Raw genomic sequence first — 24,169 nt, forward strand, 5'->3', positions numbered from 1 at the left:
GCGGATCGGCTCCGCTACAATGGAAGAGCTTTGTTTTTATTTTTGATAGAGGAGTGATCCCATGACGAGAGTCTTGCATCGCAATGTGGCGAATGATGATCAGGAAATATATTGCTGCCTTCGCAACAAAGTCGTGAGAGCGGATGCGGAACACCAAGCCCAGTATTGCAACGGCTGTAAAATGTTCAGCACCCTTTTACAAGAGGGTGGGGTGGAATGTGTTTGGGAGGACCTACGCACAACCCGTACCCAGGTGAATGTGACGGACCCGTACGCGGAATGGATGGAGAATCAGCGCCGGGATGTCCATATCACATTTGAAACCGTCCTGACCGACTCAAACGAAGCTCTGACCGGTTAAGCGGGATACGAGTTGCCAAACCCGAAGTACCGGGCGGCATTGCCGTAGGAAATGTCTTCGACCATGCGGCCGAGCAAGGCTTCGTCAGCAGGCGCTTCTCCACGTTCCACCCATTCGCCGATCAGCTCGCACAGCACACGCCGGAAGTATTCATGCCGTGTGTAGGACAGGAAGCTGCGGGAATCGGTCAGCATGCCGACAAAATGGGCGAGCAAGCTGTTGTCTGCGAACACCTTTAGCTGCTGCCTCATCCCGTTTCGCGTATCGTTGAACCACCAGCCCGAGCCAAGCTGAAGCTTGCCGGGCGTTTCTTTTTGATAGCAGCCCATGAGGGTGGCGATGGCGGGATAATCCTTTGGATTGAGCGAGTATAGAATCGTCTGGGGGAGCCCGTCTCCGCTCTCCGCACGATCCAGCAGCCGAGAGAGCGGCTCGGTCACATCCCGGTCGTTCAATGCGTCAAAGCCGGTATTGGCTCCGATCTTCTTCAGCATCGCGCTATTATTGTTGCGATAAGCGTGAAGGTGAAGCTGCAGAGTCCAACCCAGCTTGCGATAGAGAGAGAGGAGCCGGGACAGCAATTCGGTTTGATAGACGGCCCGTTCATGATCGGTGAGCCGGTCGCCGGCCAACCGTTTGGCGAACAGCTCCTCCAATACAGCCTCATCTCCGGATTCATAGCGCAGCCAGTCGATCGCATGGTCGGACAGGCGGCAGCCGAGGTCATGGAAATAAGCAGCCCGCCGGCTTAAGGCCTCGACGAGTTCGGAGAACGAAGCGATGGAGCATTCGGCAGCCTCCTCCAGCTGCTTCAACCATTGGGGAAAGTCTGCCGCATTCAATTGAAGCGCCCGGTCCGGGCGGAAGGTGGGGAGCACCTGCAGCTCAGGTTCCTCTAAACGAAGCTGCTGGTGCTCTTTCAAGGAATCGGTCGGATCGTCCGTCGTGCAGATCACCTTCACTCTCGCATTCTTCGCCAGATTGCGGCGGTAAAAGGGCTCCGTTGCTAGCAGCTTACCCGCCTGCTCCCAGATCCGCGGAGCCGTCTCTCGATTAAGAAGTTCAGTGATTCCAAAGAATCGGCGCAGCTCCAAATGCGTCCAAGCGAACATCGGGTTTCCAACCGTCCGGGGCACGGTATCCGCCCAAGCGAGAAACTTGTCGTAGTCGGACTTGTTCCCTGTAATGAACTCCTCGGCGATTCCGTTTGCTCGCATCAGCCTCCATTTGTAGTGGTCGCCTGCAAGCCAGGCTTCCGTCAAATTGCGGAAGGGCTCGTTGGCCAGAATCTCCCCGGGATCCAGGTGACAGTGGTAATCGATGATGGGCATTCGCTTGGCATGGCGGTGATACAAATTTCGGGCCGCTTCGGTGGTCAGCAGAAAGTCATCGTTCAAAAACATGGCGATATCCCCTTTCGAACGAGTTTATAGGATTATGCACACGTTAACATTTTGAAACAAAGCCATTGTATCACATCGGACCCCTTAGTGATAAGCGGGCTTTTTTGAATAGAGGGATGATTATTCCTCAGCCGGAGTAAGCCGTGCAACCGAATCTCGGAGAACAAGGCTCGTCTCGATCAGCCTTTGCTCCGACTCGGTCGAAGGATCGCTCAAGCGGAGAAGCAGCATGCGGATTCCGGTCTTGCAGATTTCTAAAGTAGGTTTATGAATGGTGGTCAGGGCAGGATTCGCATAGCGGGCGAACGGCATGTCGTCAAACCCGATCAGCGACAAGGCTCCTGGCACATCAAGCTTACGGGAATAGCAGGCCTTCAACGCGCCTATTGCCATATCGTCATTGGAGCAGAAGACGAAGGTAGGAGGGTCAGGCAGCTCAAGAAGCTCTTCCATCGCAGCGAATCCGCTCTCCATTGAATAATCCCCGGCAATCTGGTATTCGGATGGAAGAGAGATACCGGCGGCCTTCAAGCTGTCCAGGAATCCGAGCTTTCGCTCCATGGAGGACTTGTAGCCAGGCTTCCCTTCTAGAATGGCCAGCTTGCGGTGGCCGCAGGCGATCGCATAATCGATGGCTGCGCGGGTGCCGTCGCGGTCGTTAGCCGCCACCCAACTGATGCCGGGTTCGTTCATCTGCCGGTTCAGAACCACGAACGGAATGTTCGCTTTCTGGACATGCCGGATAAACTCCACATCCACTTCGCTTTGGCTTACGATTAGAATACCGCTGAAGCGTTGAGGAGAGAGGGAGTCCAGGTGGTTCACTTCATCGATTGCACTGACCGACAGGTTGAAGGATTCATCCAGCTCGCTGCGGATCCCCTTGATCGCATCCTCTAAAAAGCTCGCTGTGGTGGATTGCCCGAGACTTGAAAAGAACAAGCCGATGGTATGAGGCTTCTTCATCACAAGGCTTCTTGCGCTATAGTTGGGAATGTAGTTCATCTCCCGGGCGATCCGTCCGATCCGCTCGCGGGTTTCGAGCTTGATCAACGGGTTCCCATTCAAGGCCCGGGATACGGTCGTATGCGAAACGCCGGCTGCTTTAGCGACATCTTTTATCGTAACCATAGTGGGATCTCTGCTTTCTTAAGGGTTGGGAATGGTATCAGTGTAGGCCGCTAAGCTCACGACGTCAAGCCGATGCTTCTCTTCTCTAGCCTCCAAGACCTGTTTTTGGAAAGGCATGCATGTCCTTGTTTCAGCTCTAGCAATTCCGTGTATAGATTCTTAGAATCAACGGTAAAATTACCCAATGGAAAAGGAGTTGAAGAGCATGTCGATCGAACGGTTTATCCTTCGGAAGCTTAGCCGCTGCAAGCAAAAGGAACTTCGTGCGAATCTCCTGCAACTGCTCGTCATCCGTATCCAGAAGGCCCAAGAGCAAGTCGATGTCGAAATGCATAAGCGGGCAATGTGAGAGTCATCCAGCTCCCGATGTAGGACTTCGGCTCCCGAAGGAAAGCCAGTTAAGCACTAGCTTCTCCACAGAAAGATAGCTGCCCCAATACCGAGAATTCGGAGACGATCAAGCCCATCCATAATCAGGGACGGGCTGTTTTTGCGGAGTCGCGTTCCTTTTTTATCCCCGGCCACCCGTTAGAGGTGCAGAAATTGAGTCACTCGATAGCTGTGATATTAATCACCAATGATTGACATGGACAAATTCGGCTAAAATCCTTATACTTTCTCATTGGACCCTGCGGGCTCCGCTGCATTTGGCGGTTGCTGCAGCTTTTTTTGTGATTTTCTTATCATTTATCAATGGTGGAGGCTAGCGCATGAACGGCATTAAAGACTTTATGAAAGCTTCCCGGTTTTACATCGTACCGGTGATGATTCTTCCGGTCATTCTGGGAGCGCTTGGAGCATACGCATGGAACGGAGTTTGGAACTTCGGGCTGCTGGTTGTGACGGCAATCGGCGCCGCTGCGATGCATCTCTTTTCCAATATGATTAACGATCTTTGGGACTACCGCAACGAAACGGACTCAGCTGCGGCTGAAACCGAGGGTGTGATCCAAACGCACTCCCAGTTTCTCACCAAGGGGATCTGGACGGAGCAAAAGTACGCCTTCTGGACCTGGACTATGTTTGTCTTGGCACTGGCCAGTGGAATCCTGCTTGCGATCCTGAGCGGATATCCCGTATTGATCTACGGTGGACTTGGCGCTCTGATCGCCTATTATTATGTAGCTCCGCCTGTGAAATTTGGCTACCGGGGCAAGGGCTACAGCGAGATCGCCATCGTGATCGCATTCGGCGTGCTTCCGGTGGTAGGCAGCTATTATGTGCAGACCTCCTCATTTCGGCTCGATGCCGTCCTGCTCTCACTGCCGATCGGGTTGTTGACCACCCTGATCCTGTTTAACCATCACTTCCTTCATTGGCGCGCGGATCTCAAGGCGGGGAAACGGACGCTGGTCGTCGTTATGGGAGAAAGCAAGGCGCTTCGGTTCTCCACGATGCTGGTCGCTCTCGCCTACGCATCCCTCGTCTTGGCCGCAGCAGTCGGAGCGGTGCCGTTGTATGCGCTGTTTGGGCTGCTCACGGCGTTGCCGCTCATCCAGGTCTATCGCTCGCTAGCGGATGAGAATCCGTCTGAAGCGTACCTTCCGCTGATGAAGGCATCCCAGATGGCTAGCGTCCGCTGCGGGCTTGTGATGGCGGCGTCGCTGCTTCTTCAAGGAATTCTGAAGTAGGCTCTTCGAGCTGGTTAGCAGGCGAATCCAAGCAAAACCAGTTCATGGCGATCATTATTTGGTAGTAGAAATACCTAAATCCCGTTATCTCACTCCATCAAAAAAGCAACCCACAGTCCGGTTATCAGCCGAGTGGGTTGCTTTCGCTTTATCGTGATCTTAAACAGAGGGACGATTTGGTTCGTGAAACTGGCCGTTCTTTGTGTTCGCCGTCGGATTTTCTTTGATGCTCTCCACGTTACTGGCTTTGTCGGCCATCGACTGCATTTTCTGGTTCAACGATTTCTTTTTGCCCAATTTTTATTCCTCCTAGTGGGATTGCGTACCCTACAACATTCATTCAACCCGGACTTCGACCGGTGGAGTTTCAGGATTCCGCTTGTGACGAGCTTCTTTATGCTCGATTTTCATGCGGTCCTTCTTTTCGCATTCGTTCGTAGCGTCAGTTTGAATCTACGCTTTCACTAGTATGAGTTCCTTTTCGGAAGTCGATTCAACAAGGCGCTGGAATGGCCCTGTTTCGAAATGGTCAACGCTCATCGGGGGTTGTTGGAATTGTCCCGGTACATAAACAATGCCCTCCCGCTTCCTTTTGGGAAGCGAGAGGGCTGGATATATCGACAGAGATTATTTCGAACGATCGCGGGCAAACCGCAGGGTTCCGAGTCCGGCTCCGATCAACAGCAAGCCGGCGGCATAATACCCGATGGGCAGAGACTCGCCTGTTTGAGGCAAGGTTTCAGCGGTCGAGGTGGTTCCCGTTCCACTAGAGGCTGTTTCACCGCCGCCTAAAGGAATCGGCTCCGGAGTTACGTCGATGAGAATCTCATCCTCCGAAGGGGAGGGGGAAGCAGCGGGCGATACGGTATCCGGGGACGGTGAGCTGTTTGCGGTTTCGGAAGCGGTCGCAGGCGTCGGAGTCGGCGTCGAAGTAGCGGTCTCGGATGGAGTCGGAGTCGGCGTCGAGGTAGCAGTCTCGGATGGAGTCGGAGTCGGCGTCGAGGTAGCAGTCTCGGATGGAGTCGGAGTCGGCGTCGAGGTAGCAGTCTCGGATGGAGTCGGAGTCGGCGTCGAAGTAGCAGTCTCGGATGGAGTCGGAGTCGGCGTCGAGGTAGCAGTCTCGGTTGGCGTCGGAGTCGGCGTCGAGGTAGCGGTCTCGGACGGAGTCGGAGTCGGCGTCGAAGTAGCAGTCTCAGACGGAGTCGGAGTCGGCGTCGAAGTAGCGGTCTCGGATGGAGTCGGAGTCGGCGTCACGTCACCGATTGCCAGGCTCGTCAGCTTGTGACAAGGAAGCAGATCGACAGTCAGCTTGTCGTTCGTCCCGATGCGGTTGGTCTCAAGGGTCAGCTGTCCGCCGGCCGGGATGACGATACCGCTCCCCTTTTGGGAGCTGCCTTCCAGCTGCCAATTGAACTTGGCGGGGACATCGAGCTTACTCGTTACCGTCCAGACATGTTTCGTTTGCCCCGGAACGACGTTCAATACAAGCGGCAACGCATTTCCCCGGCATTTATCCCAAATTTGCAGAAGCGATTTGAGGTACAAGCTGCCGTGCCCGTCTTTTCCGGGTGAAACCAACACTCCTCCGGCATACAGATCCGTCTGGTATGGGCCGACATCCGGGAGATCGATCTCCAGGTCGTAGGTCCCCGGGCCGTAGGTACCCGAGATGGAATCGTGCAGAATTTGCAGCTCGTAGGGCTCTCCATGCTCTTGTACAACCGTTCCGAGCGGATAACGATAACTGCTGAAGCTGATCGTGGCGCTTCCTCCAGTGATGACTAGGTGGAGCTTGGCTTTTCCGGTTACGGGATCTTCAACGATTTTGGTTTTGCCCATGTCGATATAGTGGGAGCCGTAATCCTTTGGATCGCCGCTCATCTCCCGCGAAGGAGCCGGTACAGTGAACATCTTTTGCTTCCCGTCCGCTTCGATCAGGATCGAGAAGCTGCGATCGCTCTTGAACTTTCCGACGAGCTTGAAGGAGAACTCAATCGTATTTCCCGTGACGGTCGCAGTGAGACCGGGACTGAGGGCGGATGCCCAGGAAGCTGGATCAACTGGCAAGCTGAGCTGGCTCGCCGACAAATTGCCGGCAGGGCCAACGAAGGTCAGCGGTTCGTCAAAATGCAACTGGAGAATCGACCCGGCGAATAAATCCGGAGATACCGGCAGCTTTAAGGCATACCGGAAGACCGTGTTCTGATCGCCGTCGGTTCGCACGTAGTCGATGAAATTCAAGTACGTGCTGTCGAGTACATTCGCATAAGTGGTCTCGGTTACGGTTGCTTCTGTGGCCGCATGAGAATCGGTCGAATGGAGACCGGCGGCCGTAGCATGAAGGATGGGAGCCAAGCCGAAGACTAGGAGAGCACAGAGGAGCAGCTTTGCTACCCGTTTTTGATTTGTCTTTTTCATGCGTTCACCTCTTTCGTGGGTTTCAATTTAAGCATGTTTGCATCCACACTCTAGATCATGCAGATCATGGGCGTTGGGTGACATTTTGCGATGATGTTCGTTATAAAGAACCGGTCGGACTGAAAAGAAATTCGAGGGATACTTATTCCCTCGAGCGTTGAGTTATGACACCCCTTAGAAAAATAATCCGAAGCTCCTAACCGCCAGTGGCGAATACCAAGACTTTATGAGAAAAATCGCTCCTTTCCAGCGCATACACTCCTGGTAGCTTTTAACCGGAACGCATGCCGTTCAAACGTCGCTCTCCCTAACTATTCCATAAAACCATACTCATTCGCAAGAGAATAATTCTTTATATAGAACAATGATTTCTTTTTATACGGCGAAGCGAAAATGTGATGGAGCTGAACCCAAGTAAGTTGTTCTTGCTAGCAATAGAGGAAGGAGTCAATAAATGCTCCTTTCTATTCCCTCTGGAAATCACGATTTGCCGTGAACGAAGCTTTCCACATAAAAGAAGGGGTGTCCCAAAAGAGAAGTTCCGTACATGATAGGAACGGCTCCCCTTTTGAATGATCACTTTTGGAGCAGCCCCTCATAAGGAACTACCTACGAGGGGAACTGAAGCTGAAGAGGGGGATCCGCACGCGGGGAGAGGGACTAAAGTTGAAGAAAGGAATCCGCACGAAGGGAGAGGGAATGAAGCTGAGGAAGGGAATCCGCAAGCAGGGAGAGGGACGAGTGCAGCAATGACTTCTACTATGATGAGCGGCAATGGAGTTTGATCCACATTTCCTTGTCTAACGGAGACAGCAGCGGTTAACTCGCTCAAAAAGGCACCCTGACAAATCTAAAGGAAATGCATGCCGCTACTTGGCTTGGTGCGGAGTAAAAATCGGCGATTGGAGGCAAATAGCTGCATCTAGTTCCGTTAGGATTTCAAACCCCGTATATCGATCAAATAGCTGCGTCTAGTTCCGCTAGGATTTCAAACCCCGTTTATCGATCAAATAGCGGCTGTGGCATCCGATAGAGCCTATGTCCTCGATTCCCGTGAGCGATGGATCACCGGTGGATCAATGCGAGCGATCTCGAGTAGTGTCGAGCACCGGTTAAGATCACAAAAAGGAGCGAATCAAGCTCGTGCAATTTCGCCCGCTTGAACCGCTCCTTTATCTTTCGTCCTTTCAATCATCAGGGGCTGTACGATCTGCAGGCCCAAACCTACATGTCGTACAGCCCCTCCGCCGATCTCATTCAACCGGAGCTTACAAGCACTCAATCAAGTCCCCGGCAAGCAAGGTCTCCGTTCCCCGGCTTGCACGGGCGTCGTCGCCTGCCTTTCCATGCAGCCATACGCCGAAGCAGGCGGCTTGCAGGCTGGACAAGCCTTGAGCGAGGAGGCTCGTGATGACGCCGGTGAGGGCATCGCCGGTTCCGCCGGTGGACATGCCGGGATTACCCGTCGGGTTAAGGTAAACATCGCCGTCCGGGGAGGCGACAACGGTGCGCGAGCCTTTGAGGACCAAGGTCACGCCATGCCGAGCCGCGTACTCGCGAGCGACGCCGATGCGATCCGCCTGCACGTCCGCCGTCGGAATCCCAAGGAGGCGGCCCATCTCGCCGGGATGCGGAGTAAGGATGGTCGGCTCATCCCTCCGCCGCCAGTCGGCAAAGTCAGAGGCGTCTGCGAGCATGCCGAGCGCATCCGCATCGAGCACAAGCGGGCAGCGGACTCCTTCCCAGATGGCGCGCAGCCACTGTGAGTCATCTGCGTAGCGTCCGAGCCCCGGGCCCATGGCGAAGGCGCTCTTTCCTTCGGCCAGCTTCAGGAGCGTCTCCGCCGAGACATGCGTCCAATCGCCGTCTCCGGCATCGGGAACTCCCGCTAGCATCGCTTCCGGCAGGCGGCCGAGCAGATGGCGCACCAGGCTCGACGGCATCGCCCAGGTCGCGAGCCCGCAGCCGGTGCGCAGCGCGGCCCGAGTCGCCAGCAGGCCGGCCCCGCTCATCCGCTGGGTTCCGGCGGCGATGAGCGCGTGGCCGTACGTCCCTTTGTGCGTATCCTCTCTGCGCTTGCGCGTTACGTCAACCCCGAGGACGCCTTCCAGCGTCTCGGGCGTGATCAATCGCGCGATCGGAGTTAGCCCCTCCAGGGCTTCCTCCGGAATGCCGATCGGGCGTACGACGACCCGCCCGGCATAATCGGCGCCCGGATGGAGGACGAGGCCCTGCTTCAGATAGGCGAAAGCCACCGTTGCCTCTGCCCGGATACACGGGTCGTGAACAGCCCCCGTGTCGGCATCCAGACCGCTCGGCAGATCGGCCGCCACGATGGGGAGACCGCTGTCATTCGCCGTGCGAATCAGATCGGCGACCGTCCCGCGCGGAGCTCCTGTCGAACCGGTGCCGAGCAGGGCGTCGACAATCCCGTCGTACCGGTCCCAGCGGATGTCCGTTTCACTCGCCGCAGACAGAGAGAGGCCGCAGCGAGCCGCAATATCCCGCTGTAACGCTGCCTCCCCGGCGAGTTCTCCCTCCGGGAAAGCGAAAAGAATGTCGGCCCTCATTCCCGCTAGGCGCAGGTGTCGGGCCGCCACCAGCCCGTCTCCGCCGTTGTTTCCTTTGCCGGCCAAGACGATCCATCGGCGCTTCAGCTTGCGGCCTTCTCCTTCCAGCCGTTCGGAGAAGGCTATGATTTCATCCGCCAGCGCTCGGCCGGCATTTTCCATCAAGCACATGGCCGGAATGCCGATCTGATCGATCGTATGCCGGTCGGCTTGCTTCATTTGTTCTGCTGTCAATACGTACAAAAGGGATTCCCCCTACAACAAGTTGGGATAGCTTCGTGAGGTGAGGTATGCGAGCGATTGCCGGCTTCCCTTGCTTTTCCGAAGGCGTAATTCTAGAATCAAGTATAGCGAAAAAGCGGCAGCATGACGAATGCTACCCTGTGCTGCTTGCCGCATATAGTGATAGTAAGCTGTGGAACGGGTACAGGTCCATCTCCGTCACCGATATTCGGGGTTCATTCGCCTTCTTGAAAGGATGAGCGCCAAATCCGCGATAGAGACGACGCTGTGCCGATTGGAGGAGGAACAGTTTTGATTAAGATGAAAACACCCGAAGAAATCGCCCTGATGCGGGCGGCGGGAGTCATACTTGCGGACTGCCACAAGGAAATCGCCAAGCGAATCGCACCCGGTGTGACTACCTGGGAGATCGATCAGTTTGTGGAGGAGTTTCTGCGCGAGCGCGGAGCCACACCCGAGCAAAAGGGTTACAGCGGCTACGAGTATGCAACCTGCGCGTCTGTAAACGATGTGATCTGCCACGGCTTCCCGAAGAAGGAGCCGCTGAAGAACGGAGATATCGTGACCATCGATATGGTTGTGAACCTGAACGGCTGGCTGGCCGATTCCGCTTGGTCCTATGCGGTCGGAGAAGTGAGTCCGAAGGCGGCGGACCTGCTCCAAGTGACCCGGGAATCCATGTATGAAGGCATCAAGCAGGCTGTGGTCGGGAATCGTATCGGAGATATCTCCCATGCCATTCAAGTTTATGCCGAGCAGCGCGGTTATTCCGTCGTCCGTCAGTTCATCGGTCATGGCATCGGCATGGATATGCACGAGGCTCCGGAGGTTCCTCATTACGGTCCTGCGGGCAGAGGGGCGCGTTTGAAGGAAGGCATGGTGCTGACCGTCGAACCAATGCTGAATATGGGGCATTGGGAAGCGTACATCGAGGATGACGGCTGGACGGCTAAGACGGTGGACGGCAGTTGGTCGGCTCAGTATGAACATACCATTGCCATCACCAAGGACGGTCCGGTCATTCTCACCGATCAGGGAGAGCCGCGGTAAGTACGCAAGCAAGCGCTGTTGCATGTAAAAAAGGACGCTACTTCCGTTTCGGCGGATGAGCGTCCTTTTCTCGTTGCAAGTTCATTCTCATCCAGATTCGCAAGGTACGGCTCCTGCTTCAACCGCCAAAAGCAGAACGGAACGCATCCGCCACCTGCTTCGGCGGAAGCTCCCAGAGCGCGGCGATTTCCTCCGCCGCATGCTCCTCGAACCAATCGGACAAGAGCCGCTTGTTGCTCCCGTTCTGCGCGATATAAGGGAGATCCAGCATGACCCTCTTCACGTACAGCTCTTCGGCCTGCTCCATCCGCTCCGCCGAGATATGCTTGCTCAGCCTCTTGGCCGTCCGGTACAGCTCGCGCGAGCAAGCCCGCCGGATGTGCCGGGCCTTTGGAATCTGCGCATCATGCTTGCTTGTATTCGACTTCATAGCTTCCCCGCCTTTCCCGCCAGCGCATGTGCGCCGTTAGTCATACATATGCGGGAGGAAGGCACCGGGCTACCGGCCTGCCGAATCGGGGAGGTATCGGTTAAAGCCCCGTGGAAGTGCGACGGAGCCTGCCATCGCACACGAATCATTGGAGCTGTCTGGACCAGGGATCAATCCACGACCAAGTAGGCGATCATCGGACCGTTGTGAGCGGCGTCGGGATGCTCGGTGCAAATGATCCGGTAGGTTCCTTCCTTCGGCGGCGTAAAGGTGACGGAGGTGGTCATCCCCTTCTTCACGACTCCCTTCACATCGGTTCCTTCGATGTAGAAAGGATGGCTTGCGCCATTGATTCCCCGGATGCGCAGGGTGACGGTTTCGCCTTTTTCCGCAATGACCGTTCCCGGATGCCAGACGTAGGCCTCCACTTCCTTGCCATTCTGGGTCGAACTGAACTCTCCGGCTACCATATCGATGATCCTTTCCGGAGCCGCCGGAGCCGATGCCGTCCAGGCCCTTCCGTTGCCGTAATAATACCCTCCGGCGATGAGTCCCAGACAGAGGACCGTTAGAACGGCCGCCACTGCGCTTTTGCGGATGCGAATGGTTGTAAACATGGTTCGTCCCTCCTCAAAGATTCAGCTGCAGGCAAACACCGAATACCGGGGTGAGCAGCGAATGGGGCGTGTCCGATTCCCCTTCTCTCATTCTTATGCGATGGGCTGTCCGGGCATTCCGGGGTTTGTTTGACAGGGGGCCGGGCATATGATATAAATTGCGAAAACGAAGCGGGAAGGGGATCACTCATGGATCGAAGGGCAGCAAACATTTTGGATTGCACCATCCGCGACGGCGGGCTCGTCAATAATTGGGAGTTCAGTGTCGAATTTGTACGTGACCTGTACAAAGGGCTCAGTGAAGCGGGTGTCGAGTATATGGAGATCGGCTACAAAAATTCTCCCAAGCTGTTGAAGGGGGCCGAGGCGGGACCTTGGCGTTACCTGGACGAAGGGTTTCTTCGCGAGGTTATTCCCCATAAGACGGCAACGAAGCTGTCCGCCCTGGTCGATATCGGGCGCGTAGACGAGGATGACATCCTCCCGAGAGAGGATTCGCTCCTTGATCTCATTCGCGTCGCCTGCTACGTACGAGATGTAGGGAAAGGGCTGGAGCTGGTTCAAACATTTCATGACAAAGGCTACGAAACCTCGCTCAACATCATGGCGCTCTCTCACGTGCTGGAGCATGAACTGGAGGAGGCGCTTGTCAGGATCGCCGCCAGTCCCGTCGATATCGTCTATGTGGTGGATTCCTACGGAAGCATGGACCCCCGCGATTTCGCCTTGATGGTAGACAAATTCAAAGAGCTCGTGCCGAATAAGAAGCTTGGCATTCATGCCCACAACAACCTTCAGCTCGCCTTCGCCAATACGCTGACGGGACTCGACCACGGCGCTACGTTCCTTGATTCCTCGGTTTTCGGAATGGGACGGGCTGCCGGCAACTGCAACACGGAGCTGCTGCTGAGCCATCTTGACAACACCCGCTACGAGCTGCGTCCGCTCATTCGGGTCATTGAGGAGCACATGATCGGCATCCGGCAAAAATGGGAGTGGGGCTACCTGATCCCGTACATGATCTCCGGCGTGTTCGACGAGCATCCCCGAATTGCCATGGCGCTGCGCGCAAGCGAGAACAAGGACCAGTACCTCGAATTCTACGATACGTTAACGAACCCGGAGGCCATCGTTGCCAAGAAGGGAGATTGACGAGGACTTCGTCTCTCCCTCCCCTCCTCGTATGCGTCAACTCATAACCGCGATTTTCGCACCCTTTCTCATGCGAACGGACGCGTTTTCTATCCACATGACTCAGGATGGCAGCGTACAAGGCCTTTCGCGCAGGAGCGGAGTAGAGCCGAAAGCAAGGGTTCCTTTTGCAAGTAAAGTTAATCCTGCATTAAGGTTTCATGATTTCCATTTGATTATGATAGAATGGTAGAGACCAATGTCGGGACAAGGAACAACCAACGATCGGAAGGCAGGTTGACAATGGGCCAGTTTATTCAGCAGGTTTTGGATTTTTTGACGGGACTCGGGTATTGGGGCATCATGCTCGGCCTCATGATTGAGATTATTCCGAGCGAAATTGTACTCGCTTATGCCGGGTTTCTGGTAGCGCGGGGAGAAATCAATTTTGTTGAAGCCATCATCTTCGGAACCATCGGGGGCGTCATCGCCCAGCTCTTCATCTATTGGATCGGACTTTATGGAGGCAGGCCGTTCGTCGAGAAATACGGCAAGTACATCCTCATTAAGAAAAAGCACATCGACAGTGCGGAGAACTGGTTTAATCAATACGGCGGCGGCGTGATCTTCACAGCCCGGTTCATTCCGGTCGTCCGCCATGCCATCTCGATTCCCGCTGGGATCGCCCGCATGCCGTTCTGGAAGTTCACCATGCTTACGACGCTGGCGATCATTCCGTGGTCCGTCCTTTTCGTATGGCTCGGGGAGCGGCTCAGCAGCTTGGGCAAGAGCTGGAATGACATTCATGAGCTGTCCGATCAGTACACGATTCCGTTCATCGCGGCAGCCGTCGGACTCTTGTCGCTTTATTTCATCATCAAGATTTTGCGCAACCGCAAGAAATCCCAATCTTAACAACAGGAGGTCTTCGTTATGGCCAAGAATGTGGCAAGCTCCATCGGGACCGGCTTGAAACCCGCCGTTTTCATCGACAGCATGCAGAAAAACCGGGAAGCCTTCCTGGATTATTACACTTCCTTTGAATGGCCGAGCGAGGATGACCGGTTGTTCTTCGAATCGCTCAAGAACCGCGACGACCTTCGCTGCTTGATTCTCGCCGCCGAATGGTGCGGGGATGTCGTCCGCAACGTGCCGGTCGTATTCCGCACCCTGGAGAACAGCGGAATCCCGCTGGAGGTGCTCGTGATCGAGCAGCATCCCGATGTCATGGACCAGTTCCTGACGATGGGCGGACGCGCGATTCCGATTGTGATTTTCGCCGATACCGGCGGTTATGTTCTCGGGACCTGGGGACCGAGACCGGCGCATGTCCAGGAGGCGATGACCGCCTTCAAAACGGCCAATCCCGACCGGGAAGCCTCCGATTATCAGGAGAAGCTGCAGGCGGCGCGGGAAGAAATGGGACGCCGCTACGGAGAGGGCAACGGCTATCAAGGGACGATTGTGGAGGAGCTACGTTCGCTTCTCTCATCCTTTTAACGGAATCACTCACTCGGGAAATGGAGACGAAGAGCATGACCCTACAAATCGAAACCATCGTTCTCGGCTCGCTTGGCACCAACGCTTACCTGCTTAAGAATACGGAGACGAATCATGCCGTCGTGATCGATCCGGGAATGAAGCCAGGGGCGCTGTTGCGCAGGATCGAACCGCTCCAGGTGGAAGCCATTCTGCTGACGCATGCGCATTTCGACCACATGGCCGGAGTTGACGAGGTTCGGGATGCGAAGGGTTGTCCCGTCTACCTCCACGACCTGGAGGCGGATTGGATGACCGATCCGAAGAAGAATGGTTCGGCTCGTTGGCCGGAAGTGGGCGGAGCCATCACCGCCCGTCCGGCGGAGTACGACCTCGCAGAGGGGCAAGTGCTGAAGCTGCTCGGCACAGAGATTCGTGTGCTGCATACCCCGGGGCATTCTCCGGGAAGCGTCAGCTTTCTCTGGGAGGACCGGTTATTCGGCGGCGATGCGTTGTTCCGGCTCGGGGTCGGACGAACCGATCTCTACGGCGGAAACGAACGCGAGCTGCATGACACGCTGCACAACAAGCTGTTCAAGCTGGACGATGCCGTTCAGGTCTATCCGGGCCATGGCCCGAAGACGACCATCGGGTATGAACGGGCGAACAATCCTTACGCTTGAGCCGAAGCTTGAGCCAAAGCTTGAGCCAAAGCTTGAGCCAAAGCTCGAGCATGAAGCCTGAGAAGAAGCTTGAACATCCGTGAAACATCATATAGGGTTCAACCGTATTGTTGATTATGGCACCATGAATCAGGCTGAAACTGGCCCGATTCAAGAAGAAACAAGGTCGCATCCGCAGGGGATGTCAAAGGGGGAAGACAGGATGCTGCGACTCGGACAAAAGGTTTATTTTGTGGGCGATTCTCTGGAACAAGGACTGCCGCTTGAGGATTACGGCTATGTCATCGCGTATGACCGCAATGCGGACAATGTGTTTGATTATGTGGTGCGAATACCCAAGCTGAACCGGCATGTGCTGGTGCCCGCTGCGGACATCGAACGCGAAGAGGTCTTGCTTGAGCAGGAAGCCGATCGGGTAGAGCGGGAAGCGCTGTTGGATTTCGCTCTTGCCACCCGCAATGAGGAATTGTTCTACCGTTTGGTCAACGGGGAACCGATGGAAGAAGCTCCGGAAGAACCGGTCAAGGAAGTCACCAGCCGCGAGGAGTTCATCAAGCAGATCAATTTGAAGGCTTGGATCTGATCGGTCTGTTCGTCAGAGAAGAAATTGGATATGCGCTAGCATCAACGAGCTGCAGCTTTAGCTCGGGCGATGTTCACCGAGAATTTTCAACCTCCAGCCCTTTCCGGGAACTGGAGGTTTTTTGCTGTGGCTCCCGCACTCATTTCCATCCCAATCAACGCCGTCTCGTATCCGTATAAGTAGGGTTGAAAGCATGCGCGAAAAAAAAGAGCGCCACCGAAAACCGTTTGGCTCGTACGCGCGTCTAATGGGGGAAGTCAAGGACAGGAGGACGGCCGTGAGTTGGAAGGAAAGGTTTGCGAAGGCCCGTAGGGAGGGACGAACGTGAGCATGACGGAATGGGCCGCAAAAGCCCGCAGGGGAGATGACGATGCGTTCGCAAGGCTGGCGGATTCCTGTAAGGAGCGGCTGTACCGAATCGCATTCGCTTATCTGAGAAATGAACCGGACGCCCTCGAAGCCGTGCAGGAAACGGTATGCCGGGCTTACATGAAGATCGGCAAATTGAAGGAGCCCGAGTATTTCCTCACGTGGATCACTCGGATTTTGCTCAATTATTGCGCGGATGAGAGGAAGCGGCGCATCCGGGCGGGGAATGAGCTGGCTGATTACGACGCAGTGGTCTGGGATCAGGGAGCCGACCCGGATCTGCAGGCGGCGATCACCGGACTTGAACCGAAGTACCGCCGGATCGTTGTCCTGATGTATTTTGAAGGCTATACGCTGACAGAGATTGCGCGAATTCTCGAAATACCCGACGGTACCGTGAAGACGCGCTTGCATAAGGCGCTCTCGGAGCTGCGCCGGCACTTGGGAGAGGGGGAGTGGACCCATGCGTGAGGAGAACCTGCGTCCCGATGGGGCGAAGCGTCCGAAAGGCGGCGAGGAGCAGACGACTGTGAACGAGGAGAAGGAGCGGTTCATGGTACAACCGGAACAGGATGGCGATTCGCAAGGGTCGGAAGACGACTCCTGGAGAAGGACGGATGCGAAAGCATCGGGCAAGCCCGAAGGGGAAAGTTCATCGAGCAGGGAAGAACATCCACCGTCCAAGCTGACGCTAGCCGAGCTGAAGAGCCATTACGAGAATACTTCGCTTCCTAGCGGGCTCGCTGGCGTCGTGCAGAGCGGAATGGCCCGGGCGGCAAAACGACGGCAGACGAAAATCCGCTCCCGGCTGGCGGCTTGGACAGCGGCGGCGGTACTGCTTCTCTTTATCGGGAGCGTCCGGGTTTCTCCGGTATTCGCTTCGTATGTAAGCCGTATTCCCGGCATGGAGGGCTTCGTCGAATTCTTTTCCCAAGACAAAGGACTGCAGCTTGCTGTGGATCATGACCTCATGCAAGAAATCGATGCTTCCGACAGCCGTGAGGGAGTGACCTTTCGGGTGAACGGGGTAATCGCGGACGAGGCGCGGATCGTGATCTTTTACACACTGACAGCGGATAAGAACACCGATCTGCCTCCATCCTTCGGATACGATGTCCGCTTGTATGACGATCAAGGCCAAGCGATCAAGGAAGGGTACACGGTGGCCGGCGGTTTTTATCCTCCTCCAGATAAGACAGCATCAAACAGCCTGGAGATTGAACTGATGGAGGATTTGCGCCTCGAGCCGGCCAAGATTGACATCGCTCTTCATCCTGAAAGTGAGCCGGGCGTGAAAAGCGGTAGCGAATGGAAGGTCTCTTTTTCGATCGATCAAAGCAAATTCCAAGGAATGCGTCAAGAACAGCGGATTGACAAATCGTTCACGGTCGCAGGGCAAACCTTTCGCTTGGAAAATGCGATCTACTACCCGACCCGCATGAAGCTGAAGGTGGTGTTCGATCCGGCTAACCCCCTTCATATCTACGGATTGGAAGGCCTTACCCTGAAAGACGAAAACGGCCGAGCATGGACCACAAAGACGGCAACGTTCGATCCGGACGGGATGACTTACTTTTTCGAAAGCACGTACTTTACTCGGCCGCATCGTTTGACCTTGGAGGGGCTGGGAGTCGTGGCACTTAAGAATGAAGATCTGCCAATCCGCGTGGACCTGAAAACTGGCAAGCTGCTGAACGGCCCTTCCGGGTTGGAATACCTCGGCTCCGAGGTGAGCGGGAAGGACCGCCGCGTAAGCTTCCGGGTCAAACGGAACTCCGACTATACGGCAGGCTTCAGCATAGAAAAGGCAACGGATGAAGCAGGAACGCTTTTTGAAGCCCATACCATGGAGACTCGCCAGCAAACGTTTGATGAAGGTGAAATTGACTATAGCTACATCTTCGTATTTACGAATGGAGCACAGATGAAGGATACCTTGGCGATTTACCCCAGCTACTTTCCCGCTGTTTTGCAAGATCCTTACAAGGTGGAGTTTAAGACTCCTTTTTGAAGCCTTCGTCCCGACACGATCTCTCTTAAGACATAAGAAAGGAGTCTCCGCCCGAAATGGCGAAAACTCCTTTCTCGTGATACGACTGCAGCTGTGATGCTAGTAAAGGGCTTTGCCTTTGGCTCCATTCTGAGAGAACGTTCGTCCGTTATTCCCGCTCTGCGTCCTTCCAGGCTTGCGGGTGGTTGTTGCTCACCAGATCGACCGCTGCGGCGTTCGCCTCGACTTGGGCGGTGTCCTTACAGCCGGGGATGACGGCGGTCACCGCATCGTGCTTCAGGCACCAAGCGAGCGCCCAGGCCGCCATCGGCGTTCCTTCCGGCACCTCGTTCAGCAGAATCTCTTCCACAAGGCGGAGCTTGGCGTCGGTCTTGTCCTTGTCATGCCGGTGCCGGACATCATCAGAACCAAAGACGGCTCCCGGCTTGTATTTGCCGCTCAGATAACCGCTTGCCAGCGGCACCCGCGCGAGAACGCCCAAATCCTGCTCCTGGCAGGAAGGGAATACTTCCGCCTCCGGTTCCCGGTCGAGCCGGTTGTAGACGACCTGAATGGCGGAAGCGCCGACGCGAGTCGCCGCCGAGGTTTGATGGAGGTTGGTGTTGGCTCCGATCGAGATCCCGAGATGGCGAATCTTACCCGCTTGTACCTGCTTATCCAGCGCAGTCCACAGATCGTCTCTGTCAAACGAGGAATCCGGTCCCGAGTGGAATTGGTAGAAGTCGATATAATCGGTTCCCAGCGCCTTCAAGGAGCCTTCGAGCTGGCGAACGACATCCTCGGGATCATAGTCATCCGTTCGGCTGAAATTGCCGTGAAAATGATGCCCGAACTTGGTGGCGAGCACCCAATCCTCCCGGCGGTCCTGCTTCAGGAAGCCGCCGATTCGCTCTTCCGACAGATGATCGCCGTAGCACTCCGCCGTGTCGATCAGGTTGATGCCGAGTTCCTTCGCCCGACCGAGAATACGGTCCGCTTCTTCCTGTCCGAAGCTCTTGCCCCACTCGCCGCCGAATTGCCAGGTGCCCACTCCGACGATTGAAACTTTTAAACCGGTCTTGCCCAGCCTGCGGTATTTCATGGCCATGGACTGTTCCTCCTTCGCATGGGGATGGTCAACTGAGGGTGATGCATAAGCGAAACTCTCATTCATCTTACCTTATCGAATGCACATGGATCAAAGCAACTCGGTAGCTAAGGAGCCTCCTTGCATTCCCGGCTTGACGTTGTCCTCGATTTAGACCAAAATCGAAAAGAGTATACCAAGTAGCGATCGATCCAAATGGGGTGAATAGGTATCGGTGTCAATTGGTAAGAGAACGGCAACTGAACCCAAGGTTTCAAGTCGAAATTGTACTCGCTCAGAAGTATCCCCGATAAATCAGGATAGGAGGCTCTAAAAGATGACAGTCCTGCTCGTCTATCTGCTTGCGATTAACGTGCTTGGTTTCGCCCTCATGGGTGACGACAAGGCACGCGCCCGGCGAAAAAAGCGCCGCATTCCGGAGTCAAGACTGTTCCTCACCGCTTTTCTCGGAGGGGCGCTCGGCGTCTTGCTCGGCATGAACCGTTTTCGTCACAAAACCCTTCACACCTCCTTTCGCGTCGGAGTCCCGCTGTTGCTCATGGTGAACGCGGCGGCGGTAACCTTTATCGTCCGGTTGATGGATTGATGGGAAGACATAAGCAGCTTGAATGGCCGAAAGCCAAGTTCGAAGGATAGGGAAGGAGAGATTAGAATGGGACTTTCCAAGCAGTCCTGGCAAAAGCATGGGGCGGAACCGCTCCAGTGGGGAAAACGCTTTGCGGCAGAGCTTAGGGAATCGGACGAATCCGCAAGCGATCGGAGCCGCCGATACGTACGGATCTCTTTGTGGACCATCACCGCGATTTTCGCGGTTCTCGCCGCTTATTGGATCAAACGGATGCCGTAGCGCTTGCCGGTCGAATCGAATGGGGTACAGGCACTCTCCGGAATCCGACAATGGGCGAGCGAAACCTTGCATTCCCGTTCACGCTTGCTTATAATGAGACATAATGTTCACCATACCGAAATGCAGAGATGGAGAAAAGTAGGCAGAGCGACGCGACAGGGAGGAAACGCCGAAGATTGAGAGCGTTTCTCGCACCATCCCGCTGCTGAAGTTCACTCCGGAGCAGTCCCTTGAACGCGCGCGATTGCGACCAGTAGAGGGGGCCGGTTGCGAGCCGTTACCTTCGTGAGAGCAAACGCGACGAGCTTTCGGAATTTGTCCGGTTACCTCGTCAGACCCAAGCGGGGCCATAGCGGCCAATTGGTGTCACGATGAATCCGCATTTCTGCGGACAACGGCAAGCGCGTTTGGAATAAGGGTGGTACCACGGCGTCTTCGTCCCTTTGGGGGATGAATGGCGTTTTTTTGCGTTTTGTCGATCGCATTCGGCAGCCGAAAGAAGGTAAAAGTAAAGCAAGCCATGGAGAGCAAGAAGAACAGGCAAAGGGGCGAATGATTCATGAAAGAGCGTTTGATGGAGCTGAAGCAGTTCGCGCTTCAAGAGCTGGAGGCGGCAGGCGGCAGCCAAAAGCTAAACGACCTCAGGGTTAAATACTTGGGTAAAAAAGGGCCGCTTACGGAAGTGCTCCGCGGCATGGGCGCACTCAGCGCGGAGGAGCGTCCGATCATCGGTCAGGTGGCCAATGAGGTACGGCAAGCGATCGAAGAAAAGCTGAACGCTCTGCAGGCCGAGCTGCAGCGACGGGAAACGGAGGCGAAGCTTGCGAGCGAGACGATCGATGTGACGCTTCCTGGACGTCCGTCCAAAGCGGGAACGATCCACCCGATCAGTCGCGTGGTGCAAGAGATCGAGGACATCTTTGTCGGTATGGGCTATACCGTGGAGGAAGGGCCGGAGGTCGAGCAGGATTACTACAACTTCGAAGCGTTGAACCTGCCGAAGAATCACCCCGCCCGCGACATGCAGGATTCGTTCTACTTGACCGAAGAGCTGCTGCTTCGCACGCATACCTCGCCGGTTCAGGTGCGGACGATGGAGCGCCGCAAGGGCGCTGTACCAGTCAAGATCATCTGTCCGGGCAAGGTGTACCGCCGCGACGAAGATGACGCCAGCCACTCTCACCAGTTCACCCAGGTTGAAGGACTCGTGATCGATAAAAACATTCGCATGAGCGATCTCAAGGGAACCCTGCTGCAATTCGCTCGCGAAATGTTCGGGCCGGAGGTGCAGATCCGCCTGCGTCCGAGCTTCTTCCCCTTCACCGAACCGAGCGCCGAGGTGGATATCTCCTGCATGTGCGGCGGCAAAGGCTGCCGGACCTGCAAAGGCACCGGCTGGATCGAGATCCTCGGGTCAGGGATGGTTCACCCGAACGTGCTGCGCATGGGCGGCTACGATCCCGAGGTATACAGCGGCTTCGCTTTCGGCATGGGGCCGGAACGGATCGCCATGCTTAAATATGGGATCGATGACATCCGCAATTTCTATACCGGGGACCTGCGGTTCCTGAAGCAGTTCGGCCGCGCGTAAATCCAAACTTGATCCAATCTCTTGATCCAATCTATAGAGGACGTGAAAAGCGATGAAAGTATCTTACCGATGGTTATCGGAATATGTAGATGTGACCGGCTATTCGGCCGAGGAATTGGCGGAGAAGCTTACCCGCAGCGGTGTGGAAGTCGATGAGGTAGAAAAGCTCAACAAAGGCGTTGAAGGAGTTGTCGTGGGCTATGTGGCGGCTAAGGAGAAGCATCCCGATGCAGACAAGCTGAATGTCTGTACCGTGGATGTCGGGCTGGAAGCTCCCCTTCAAATCGTCTGCGGAGCGAAAAATGTGGCGGCGGGCCAAAAGGTTCCGGTCGCGATGATCGGCGCCAAGCTGCCGGATGGGCTCGTGATCAAGCGGGCGAAGCTGAGAGGCGTCGAATCGCAGGGCATGATCTGCTCGGCGAAGGAACTCGGCTTGAACGACAAATTCCTGCCGAAGGAGATTCAGGAAGGGATTCTTGTTCTGCCTGAAGCGACTCCGGTCGGAGCAAGCGCGCTCGACGTGTTGAATATCGATGACGAGGTTCTGGAGCTCGACCTGACCCCGAACCGTTCAGATTGCCTCAGCATGCTGGGCACCGCCTACGAGATCGCAGCCATCATCGGACGGGACGTGAAGCTGCCCGATCCGCGTGAAGGGCTCGTCGAGAAAGAACCCGCTGCCGATTCGCTCCTCTCGGTTTCGATCAGCGCGCCGGAAGCCTGCGATCGCTATTTGGCCCGCGTCATCGAAGGGGTCAAGATCGGGCCGTCTCCGCTCTGGATGCAGAACCGTCTGATGGCGGCAGGTGTTCGTCCGATCAATAACGTAGTGGACATCACCAACTATGTCATGCTGGAATACGGCCAGCCGCTCCATGCTTTCGATGCCGACAAGGTGGCCGGCGGTCGCATCGATGTCCGCTTTGCCCGCGAGGGAGAGAAGCTTGTCACGCTGGATGACAGCGAGCGCGAGCTGCTCCCGTCCATGCTGCTCATCACGGATGCCGAGAAACCGATCGCGATCGCCGGAGTTATGGGCGGAGCCAATTCGGAGGTCACGGGCGAAACGGTGCGCATCGCGCTCGAATCCGCTAGGTTCTCAGGGGCGTCCGTACGCCGTACCTCCCGGCAGCTCGGGCTGCGGTCGGAAGCGAGCCTTCGCTTCGAGAAGGAAGTGAACGCGGAAGCCGTCGAAGCGGCTCTTGACCGCGCTGCTTCGCTCTTGTGCCAGTATGCCGGAGGAAGCGCCAAATCGGGTAATGCGGAAGCCGTCGCAAAAGCAGCAGAGCCGGTGAACGTCGTTTTATCGCTTGCGAAAGTGAACGGCTATCTGGGTACAGAGCTTACAGCTGCTGAAGTGAGCGGGGTGCTGGACCGGCTGCATTTTACCTATGAAACCGCAGGAGATACCTTCACGGTGCACATTCCGGGACGCCGCGGAGATATCACCCGCGATGTGGATCTCATCGAAGAAGTCGCCCGCCTCCACGGCTACGACAATATTCCGACGACGCTCATGTATGGCGTCACAACTCCCGGCTCCTTGAATCCGGCTCAGAAGATTCGCCGCGCTGTCCGCAATCTGTTCGCGGCAAGCGGATTGAATGAAGTGATCTCCTATTCGCTCACGCATCCGAGCCGGAAATCCCGCTTCCCGGGCACCTATCTCGAAGCTCAGCTCATTCCGCTTGCGATGCCCATGAGCGAGGAGCGGAGCGTGCTGAGAACGAGCTTAATCCCGGGGCTGCTCGACGTAGCCGAATATAACAGTAACCGCAATCAAGCTGACATCGCCCTGTTTGAGATCGGTAAGGTCTATCTGACGAATGAGAAGACCATTACCCGCCAACCGGAAGAGAAGCAGCTGTTGTCGGCGCTCCTCATCGGAAACCGCACGGCTCCTCATTGGCAGTTGAAGCAGGAGAAGGTTGATTTCTACGACCTGAAAGGGCTTATGGAGAAGCTAACGACCTCGCTCGGCATCGCCGATGTCCTCTATCGCAGCGCAGCTCCCGTCGGGTTCCATCCGGGGCGTACGGCGGAAGTGTTCGTGAAGCAGGAGGGTGAAGAAGTCTTCATCGGCCGAATCGGCCAGCTTCATCCGAGTCTGCAAGGAGATCTTCCAAGCGACGCTTACCTTCTGGAGGTCGAGTTGGATACCCTGATCCGTCTTGCCGGACCTACGGTTGAATTTCATGCGTTGCCGAGATACCCGGCGATCACCCGCGATCTGGCAATCGTCGTGGAGCGATCGGTTCCCGTCGGAGCCATCCTGGAAACGGCGCGTACCGCGGCAGGCTCTCTTCTGGAATTCAGCGATGTGTTCGACATCTACACCGGAGATCGGTTGGGCAACGATCGCAAGAGCGTCGCTTTGTCCCTCGTGTACCGCCATCCGGAACGGACGCTGACCGACGAAGAAGTCACTCTTGCCAATGGAAAAGTGCTGGAAGCGCTGGAACAAACTTTTGCCGCGGAACTGCGGAAGTAAAGGCAGGAACCGGGACCGTACTGCGCGAATAGGTTAACGAACG

23 protein-coding genes are annotated in these 24,169 nt (G+C 55.8%); 15 read left to right on the top strand and 8 right to left on the bottom strand.

Annotation, left to right across the window (positions count from 1 at the left end):
• Positions 1-61: 61 nt before the first annotated feature.
• The gene (locus tag BN2684_RS16120; protein ID WP_058303176.1) at positions 62-361 is read left to right on the top strand and encodes a hypothetical protein; all 300 of its coding nucleotides are present in this window, start codon (positions 62-64) and stop codon (positions 359-361) included.
• Here the strand turns inward: BN2684_RS16120 and uxaC are convergent.
• Both uxaC and BN2684_RS16130 read right to left on the bottom strand, forming a co-directional pair.
• Entirely contained in the window at positions 358-1,764 is a 1,407-nt protein-coding gene (gene uxaC, locus BN2684_RS16125) for a glucuronate isomerase (RefSeq protein ID WP_058303177.1), read from the bottom strand. The two genes, BN2684_RS16120 and uxaC, sit on opposite strands and share 4 nt — an antisense overlap.
• 120 nt (positions 1,765-1,884) lie before the next feature.
• Positions 1,885-2,895 (bottom strand): LacI family DNA-binding transcriptional regulator, encoded by a 1,011-nt coding sequence (locus tag BN2684_RS16130; RefSeq protein ID WP_058303178.1) that lies wholly within the window; start codon positions 2,893-2,895, stop codon positions 1,885-1,887.
• Between the two features lie 205 nt (positions 2,896-3,100).
• Between BN2684_RS16130 and BN2684_RS24755 the strand changes: the two genes are divergently transcribed.
• Together BN2684_RS24755 and BN2684_RS16135 are read left to right on the top strand one after the other, a co-directional pair.
• A complete protein-coding gene (locus tag BN2684_RS24755; protein WP_187385780.1) occupies positions 3,101-3,244 on the top strand; it encodes a hypothetical protein in 144 nt (47 codons plus the stop codon).
• Between the two features lie 361 nt (positions 3,245-3,605).
• Positions 3,606-4,526, top strand: a complete 921-nt coding sequence (locus BN2684_RS16135; RefSeq protein ID WP_058303179.1) for a prenyltransferase — start codon at positions 3,606-3,608, stop codon at positions 4,524-4,526.
• 159 nt (positions 4,527-4,685) lie between these two features.
• On the opposite strand, the gene BN2684_RS24570 is transcribed toward BN2684_RS16135, so the two are convergent.
• The 3 genes from BN2684_RS24570 to BN2684_RS16145 all read right to left on the bottom strand — a co-directional run bounded on the left by BN2684_RS24570 (position 4,686) and on the right by BN2684_RS16145 (position 9,757).
• On the bottom strand, positions 4,686-4,823 hold the full coding sequence (locus tag BN2684_RS24570) for a hypothetical protein (protein WP_159065811.1): 138 nt from the start codon (positions 4,821-4,823) through the stop codon (positions 4,686-4,688).
• Positions 4,824-5,153: 330 nt separating this feature from the next.
• Positions 5,154-6,944, bottom strand: a complete 1,791-nt coding sequence (locus BN2684_RS24340) for an LPXTG cell wall anchor domain-containing protein (RefSeq protein ID WP_058303180.1) — start codon at positions 6,942-6,944, stop codon at positions 5,154-5,156.
• A 1,268-nt stretch (positions 6,945-8,212) separates the two neighbouring features.
• The gene (locus BN2684_RS16145; protein ID WP_058303181.1) at positions 8,213-9,757 is read right to left on the bottom strand and encodes a bifunctional ADP-dependent NAD(P)H-hydrate dehydratase/NAD(P)H-hydrate epimerase; all 1,545 of its coding nucleotides are present in this window, start codon (positions 9,755-9,757) and stop codon (positions 8,213-8,215) included.
• Between the two features lie 291 nt (positions 9,758-10,048).
• On the opposite strand from BN2684_RS16145, the gene map reads away from it, so the two are divergent.
• Positions 10,049-10,807 (top strand): type I methionyl aminopeptidase, encoded by a 759-nt coding sequence (gene map / locus BN2684_RS16150; RefSeq protein WP_058303182.1) that lies wholly within the window; start codon positions 10,049-10,051, stop codon positions 10,805-10,807.
• Between the two features lie 118 nt (positions 10,808-10,925).
• Here map and BN2684_RS16155 read toward each other — a convergent pair whose 3' ends face one another.
• Positions 10,926-11,237 carry a hypothetical protein gene (locus BN2684_RS16155; RefSeq protein WP_058303183.1) on the bottom strand — a complete coding sequence of 104 codons (312 nt, stop codon included), beginning with the start codon at positions 11,235-11,237 and terminating at the stop codon, positions 10,926-10,928.
• 170 nt (positions 11,238-11,407) lie between these two features.
• Entirely contained in the window at positions 11,408-11,854 is a 447-nt protein-coding gene (locus tag BN2684_RS16160) for a cupredoxin domain-containing protein (protein ID WP_058303184.1), read from the bottom strand.
• Positions 11,855-12,043: 189 nt separating this feature from the next.
• Between BN2684_RS16160 and BN2684_RS16165 the strand changes: the two genes are divergently transcribed.
• From BN2684_RS16165 to BN2684_RS16195, 7 genes are all read left to right on the top strand, one after another.
• Positions 12,044-13,006, top strand: a complete 963-nt coding sequence (locus BN2684_RS16165) for an aldolase catalytic domain-containing protein (protein ID WP_058303185.1) — start codon at positions 12,044-12,046, stop codon at positions 13,004-13,006.
• Positions 13,007-13,288: 282 nt separating this feature from the next.
• Complete coding sequence (locus BN2684_RS16170; protein WP_058303186.1) at positions 13,289-13,900, top strand: undecaprenyl phosphate transporter UptA; 612 nt, start codon at positions 13,289-13,291, stop codon at positions 13,898-13,900.
• An 18-nt stretch (positions 13,901-13,918) separates the two neighbouring features.
• Positions 13,919-14,485, top strand: coding sequence for a thioredoxin family protein (locus BN2684_RS16175; protein ID WP_058303187.1), 567 nt, complete (start codon positions 13,919-13,921; stop codon positions 14,483-14,485).
• A 35-nt stretch (positions 14,486-14,520) separates the two neighbouring features.
• A complete protein-coding gene (locus tag BN2684_RS16180) occupies positions 14,521-15,147 on the top strand; it encodes an MBL fold metallo-hydrolase (RefSeq protein ID WP_058303188.1) in 627 nt (208 codons plus the stop codon).
• A gap of 202 nt (positions 15,148-15,349) precedes the next feature.
• Positions 15,350-15,730, top strand: coding sequence for a hypothetical protein (locus BN2684_RS16185; protein WP_058303189.1), 381 nt, complete (start codon positions 15,350-15,352; stop codon positions 15,728-15,730).
• Between the two features lie 330 nt (positions 15,731-16,060).
• The gene (locus BN2684_RS16190; RefSeq protein ID WP_058304587.1) at positions 16,061-16,570 is read left to right on the top strand and encodes a sigma-70 family RNA polymerase sigma factor; all 510 of its coding nucleotides are present in this window, start codon (positions 16,061-16,063) and stop codon (positions 16,568-16,570) included.
• Positions 16,563-18,110 (top strand): DUF4179 domain-containing protein, encoded by a 1,548-nt coding sequence (locus BN2684_RS16195; RefSeq protein WP_058303190.1) that lies wholly within the window; start codon positions 16,563-16,565, stop codon positions 18,108-18,110. The genes BN2684_RS16190 and BN2684_RS16195 overlap by 8 nt, the downstream gene beginning before the upstream one ends.
• Positions 18,111-18,258: 148 nt before the next feature.
• Here BN2684_RS16195 and BN2684_RS16200 read toward each other — a convergent pair whose 3' ends face one another.
• A complete protein-coding gene (locus BN2684_RS16200; protein ID WP_058304588.1) occupies positions 18,259-19,191 on the bottom strand; it encodes an aldo/keto reductase in 933 nt (310 codons plus the stop codon).
• 322 nt (positions 19,192-19,513) lie between these two features.
• Here BN2684_RS16200 and BN2684_RS16205 point away from each other — a divergent pair, with 322 nt between their 5' ends.
• From BN2684_RS16205 to pheT, 4 genes are all read left to right on the top strand, one after another.
• Entirely contained in the window at positions 19,514-19,783 is a 270-nt protein-coding gene (locus BN2684_RS16205) for a DUF1294 domain-containing protein (protein WP_058303191.1), read from the top strand.
• Between the two features lie 66 nt (positions 19,784-19,849).
• Positions 19,850-20,044, top strand: coding sequence for a hypothetical protein (locus BN2684_RS16210; RefSeq protein ID WP_058303192.1), 195 nt, complete (start codon positions 19,850-19,852; stop codon positions 20,042-20,044).
• A 559-nt stretch (positions 20,045-20,603) separates the two neighbouring features.
• The gene (pheS, locus tag BN2684_RS16215; RefSeq protein WP_058303193.1) at positions 20,604-21,635 is read left to right on the top strand and encodes a phenylalanine--tRNA ligase subunit alpha; all 1,032 of its coding nucleotides are present in this window, start codon (positions 20,604-20,606) and stop codon (positions 21,633-21,635) included.
• Between the two features lie 52 nt (positions 21,636-21,687).
• Positions 21,688-24,126, top strand: coding sequence for a phenylalanine--tRNA ligase subunit beta (gene pheT / locus BN2684_RS16220; protein WP_058303194.1), 2,439 nt, complete (start codon positions 21,688-21,690; stop codon positions 24,124-24,126).
• Positions 24,127-24,169: the final 43 nt, after the last annotated feature.

The sequence above is a fragment of the Gorillibacterium timonense genome (assembly GCF_001457415.1).
Lineage (GTDB): Bacteria > Bacillota > Bacilli > Paenibacillales > NBRC-103111 > Gorillibacterium > Gorillibacterium timonense.

What these genes read in the sequence shown, in the direction of transcription:
- BN2684_RS16120 (WP_058303176.1), top strand. Translation starts at nt 62, where the DNA reads ATGACGAGAGTCTTGCATCGCAATGTGGCGAATGATGATCAGGAAATA.
- uxaC (WP_058303177.1), bottom strand. Translation starts at nt 1,764, where the DNA reads ATGTTTTTGAACGATGACTTTCTGCTGACCACCGAAGCGGCCCGAAAT.
- BN2684_RS16130 (WP_058303178.1), bottom strand. Translation starts at nt 2,895, where the DNA reads ATGGTTACGATAAAAGATGTCGCTAAAGCAGCCGGCGTTTCGCATACG.
- BN2684_RS24755 (WP_187385780.1), top strand. Translation starts at nt 3,101, where the DNA reads ATGTCGATCGAACGGTTTATCCTTCGGAAGCTTAGCCGCTGCAAGCAA.
- BN2684_RS16135 (WP_058303179.1), top strand. Translation starts at nt 3,606, where the DNA reads ATGAACGGCATTAAAGACTTTATGAAAGCTTCCCGGTTTTACATCGTA.
- BN2684_RS24340 (WP_058303180.1), bottom strand. Translation starts at nt 6,944, where the DNA reads ATGAAAAAGACAAATCAAAAACGGGTAGCAAAGCTGCTCCTCTGTGCT.
- BN2684_RS16155 (WP_058303183.1), bottom strand. Translation starts at nt 11,237, where the DNA reads ATGAAGTCGAATACAAGCAAGCATGATGCGCAGATTCCAAAGGCCCGG.
- BN2684_RS16160 (WP_058303184.1), bottom strand. Translation starts at nt 11,854, where the DNA reads ATGTTTACAACCATTCGCATCCGCAAAAGCGCAGTGGCGGCCGTTCTA.
- BN2684_RS16165 (WP_058303185.1), top strand. Translation starts at nt 12,044, where the DNA reads ATGGATCGAAGGGCAGCAAACATTTTGGATTGCACCATCCGCGACGGC.
- BN2684_RS16170 (WP_058303186.1), top strand. Translation starts at nt 13,289, where the DNA reads ATGGGCCAGTTTATTCAGCAGGTTTTGGATTTTTTGACGGGACTCGGG.
- BN2684_RS16175 (WP_058303187.1), top strand. Translation starts at nt 13,919, where the DNA reads ATGGCCAAGAATGTGGCAAGCTCCATCGGGACCGGCTTGAAACCCGCC.
- BN2684_RS16180 (WP_058303188.1), top strand. Translation starts at nt 14,521, where the DNA reads ATGACCCTACAAATCGAAACCATCGTTCTCGGCTCGCTTGGCACCAAC.
- BN2684_RS16185 (WP_058303189.1), top strand. Translation starts at nt 15,350, where the DNA reads ATGCTGCGACTCGGACAAAAGGTTTATTTTGTGGGCGATTCTCTGGAA.
- BN2684_RS16190 (WP_058304587.1), top strand. Translation starts at nt 16,061, where the DNA reads ATGACGGAATGGGCCGCAAAAGCCCGCAGGGGAGATGACGATGCGTTC.
- BN2684_RS16195 (WP_058303190.1), top strand. Translation starts at nt 16,563, where the DNA reads ATGCGTGAGGAGAACCTGCGTCCCGATGGGGCGAAGCGTCCGAAAGGC.
- BN2684_RS16200 (WP_058304588.1), bottom strand. Translation starts at nt 19,191, where the DNA reads ATGAAATACCGCAGGCTGGGCAAGACCGGTTTAAAAGTTTCAATCGTC.
- BN2684_RS16205 (WP_058303191.1), top strand. Translation starts at nt 19,514, where the DNA reads ATGACAGTCCTGCTCGTCTATCTGCTTGCGATTAACGTGCTTGGTTTC.
- BN2684_RS16210 (WP_058303192.1), top strand. Translation starts at nt 19,850, where the DNA reads ATGGGACTTTCCAAGCAGTCCTGGCAAAAGCATGGGGCGGAACCGCTC.
- pheS (WP_058303193.1), top strand. Translation starts at nt 20,604, where the DNA reads ATGAAAGAGCGTTTGATGGAGCTGAAGCAGTTCGCGCTTCAAGAGCTG.
- pheT (WP_058303194.1), top strand. Translation starts at nt 21,688, where the DNA reads ATGAAAGTATCTTACCGATGGTTATCGGAATATGTAGATGTGACCGGC.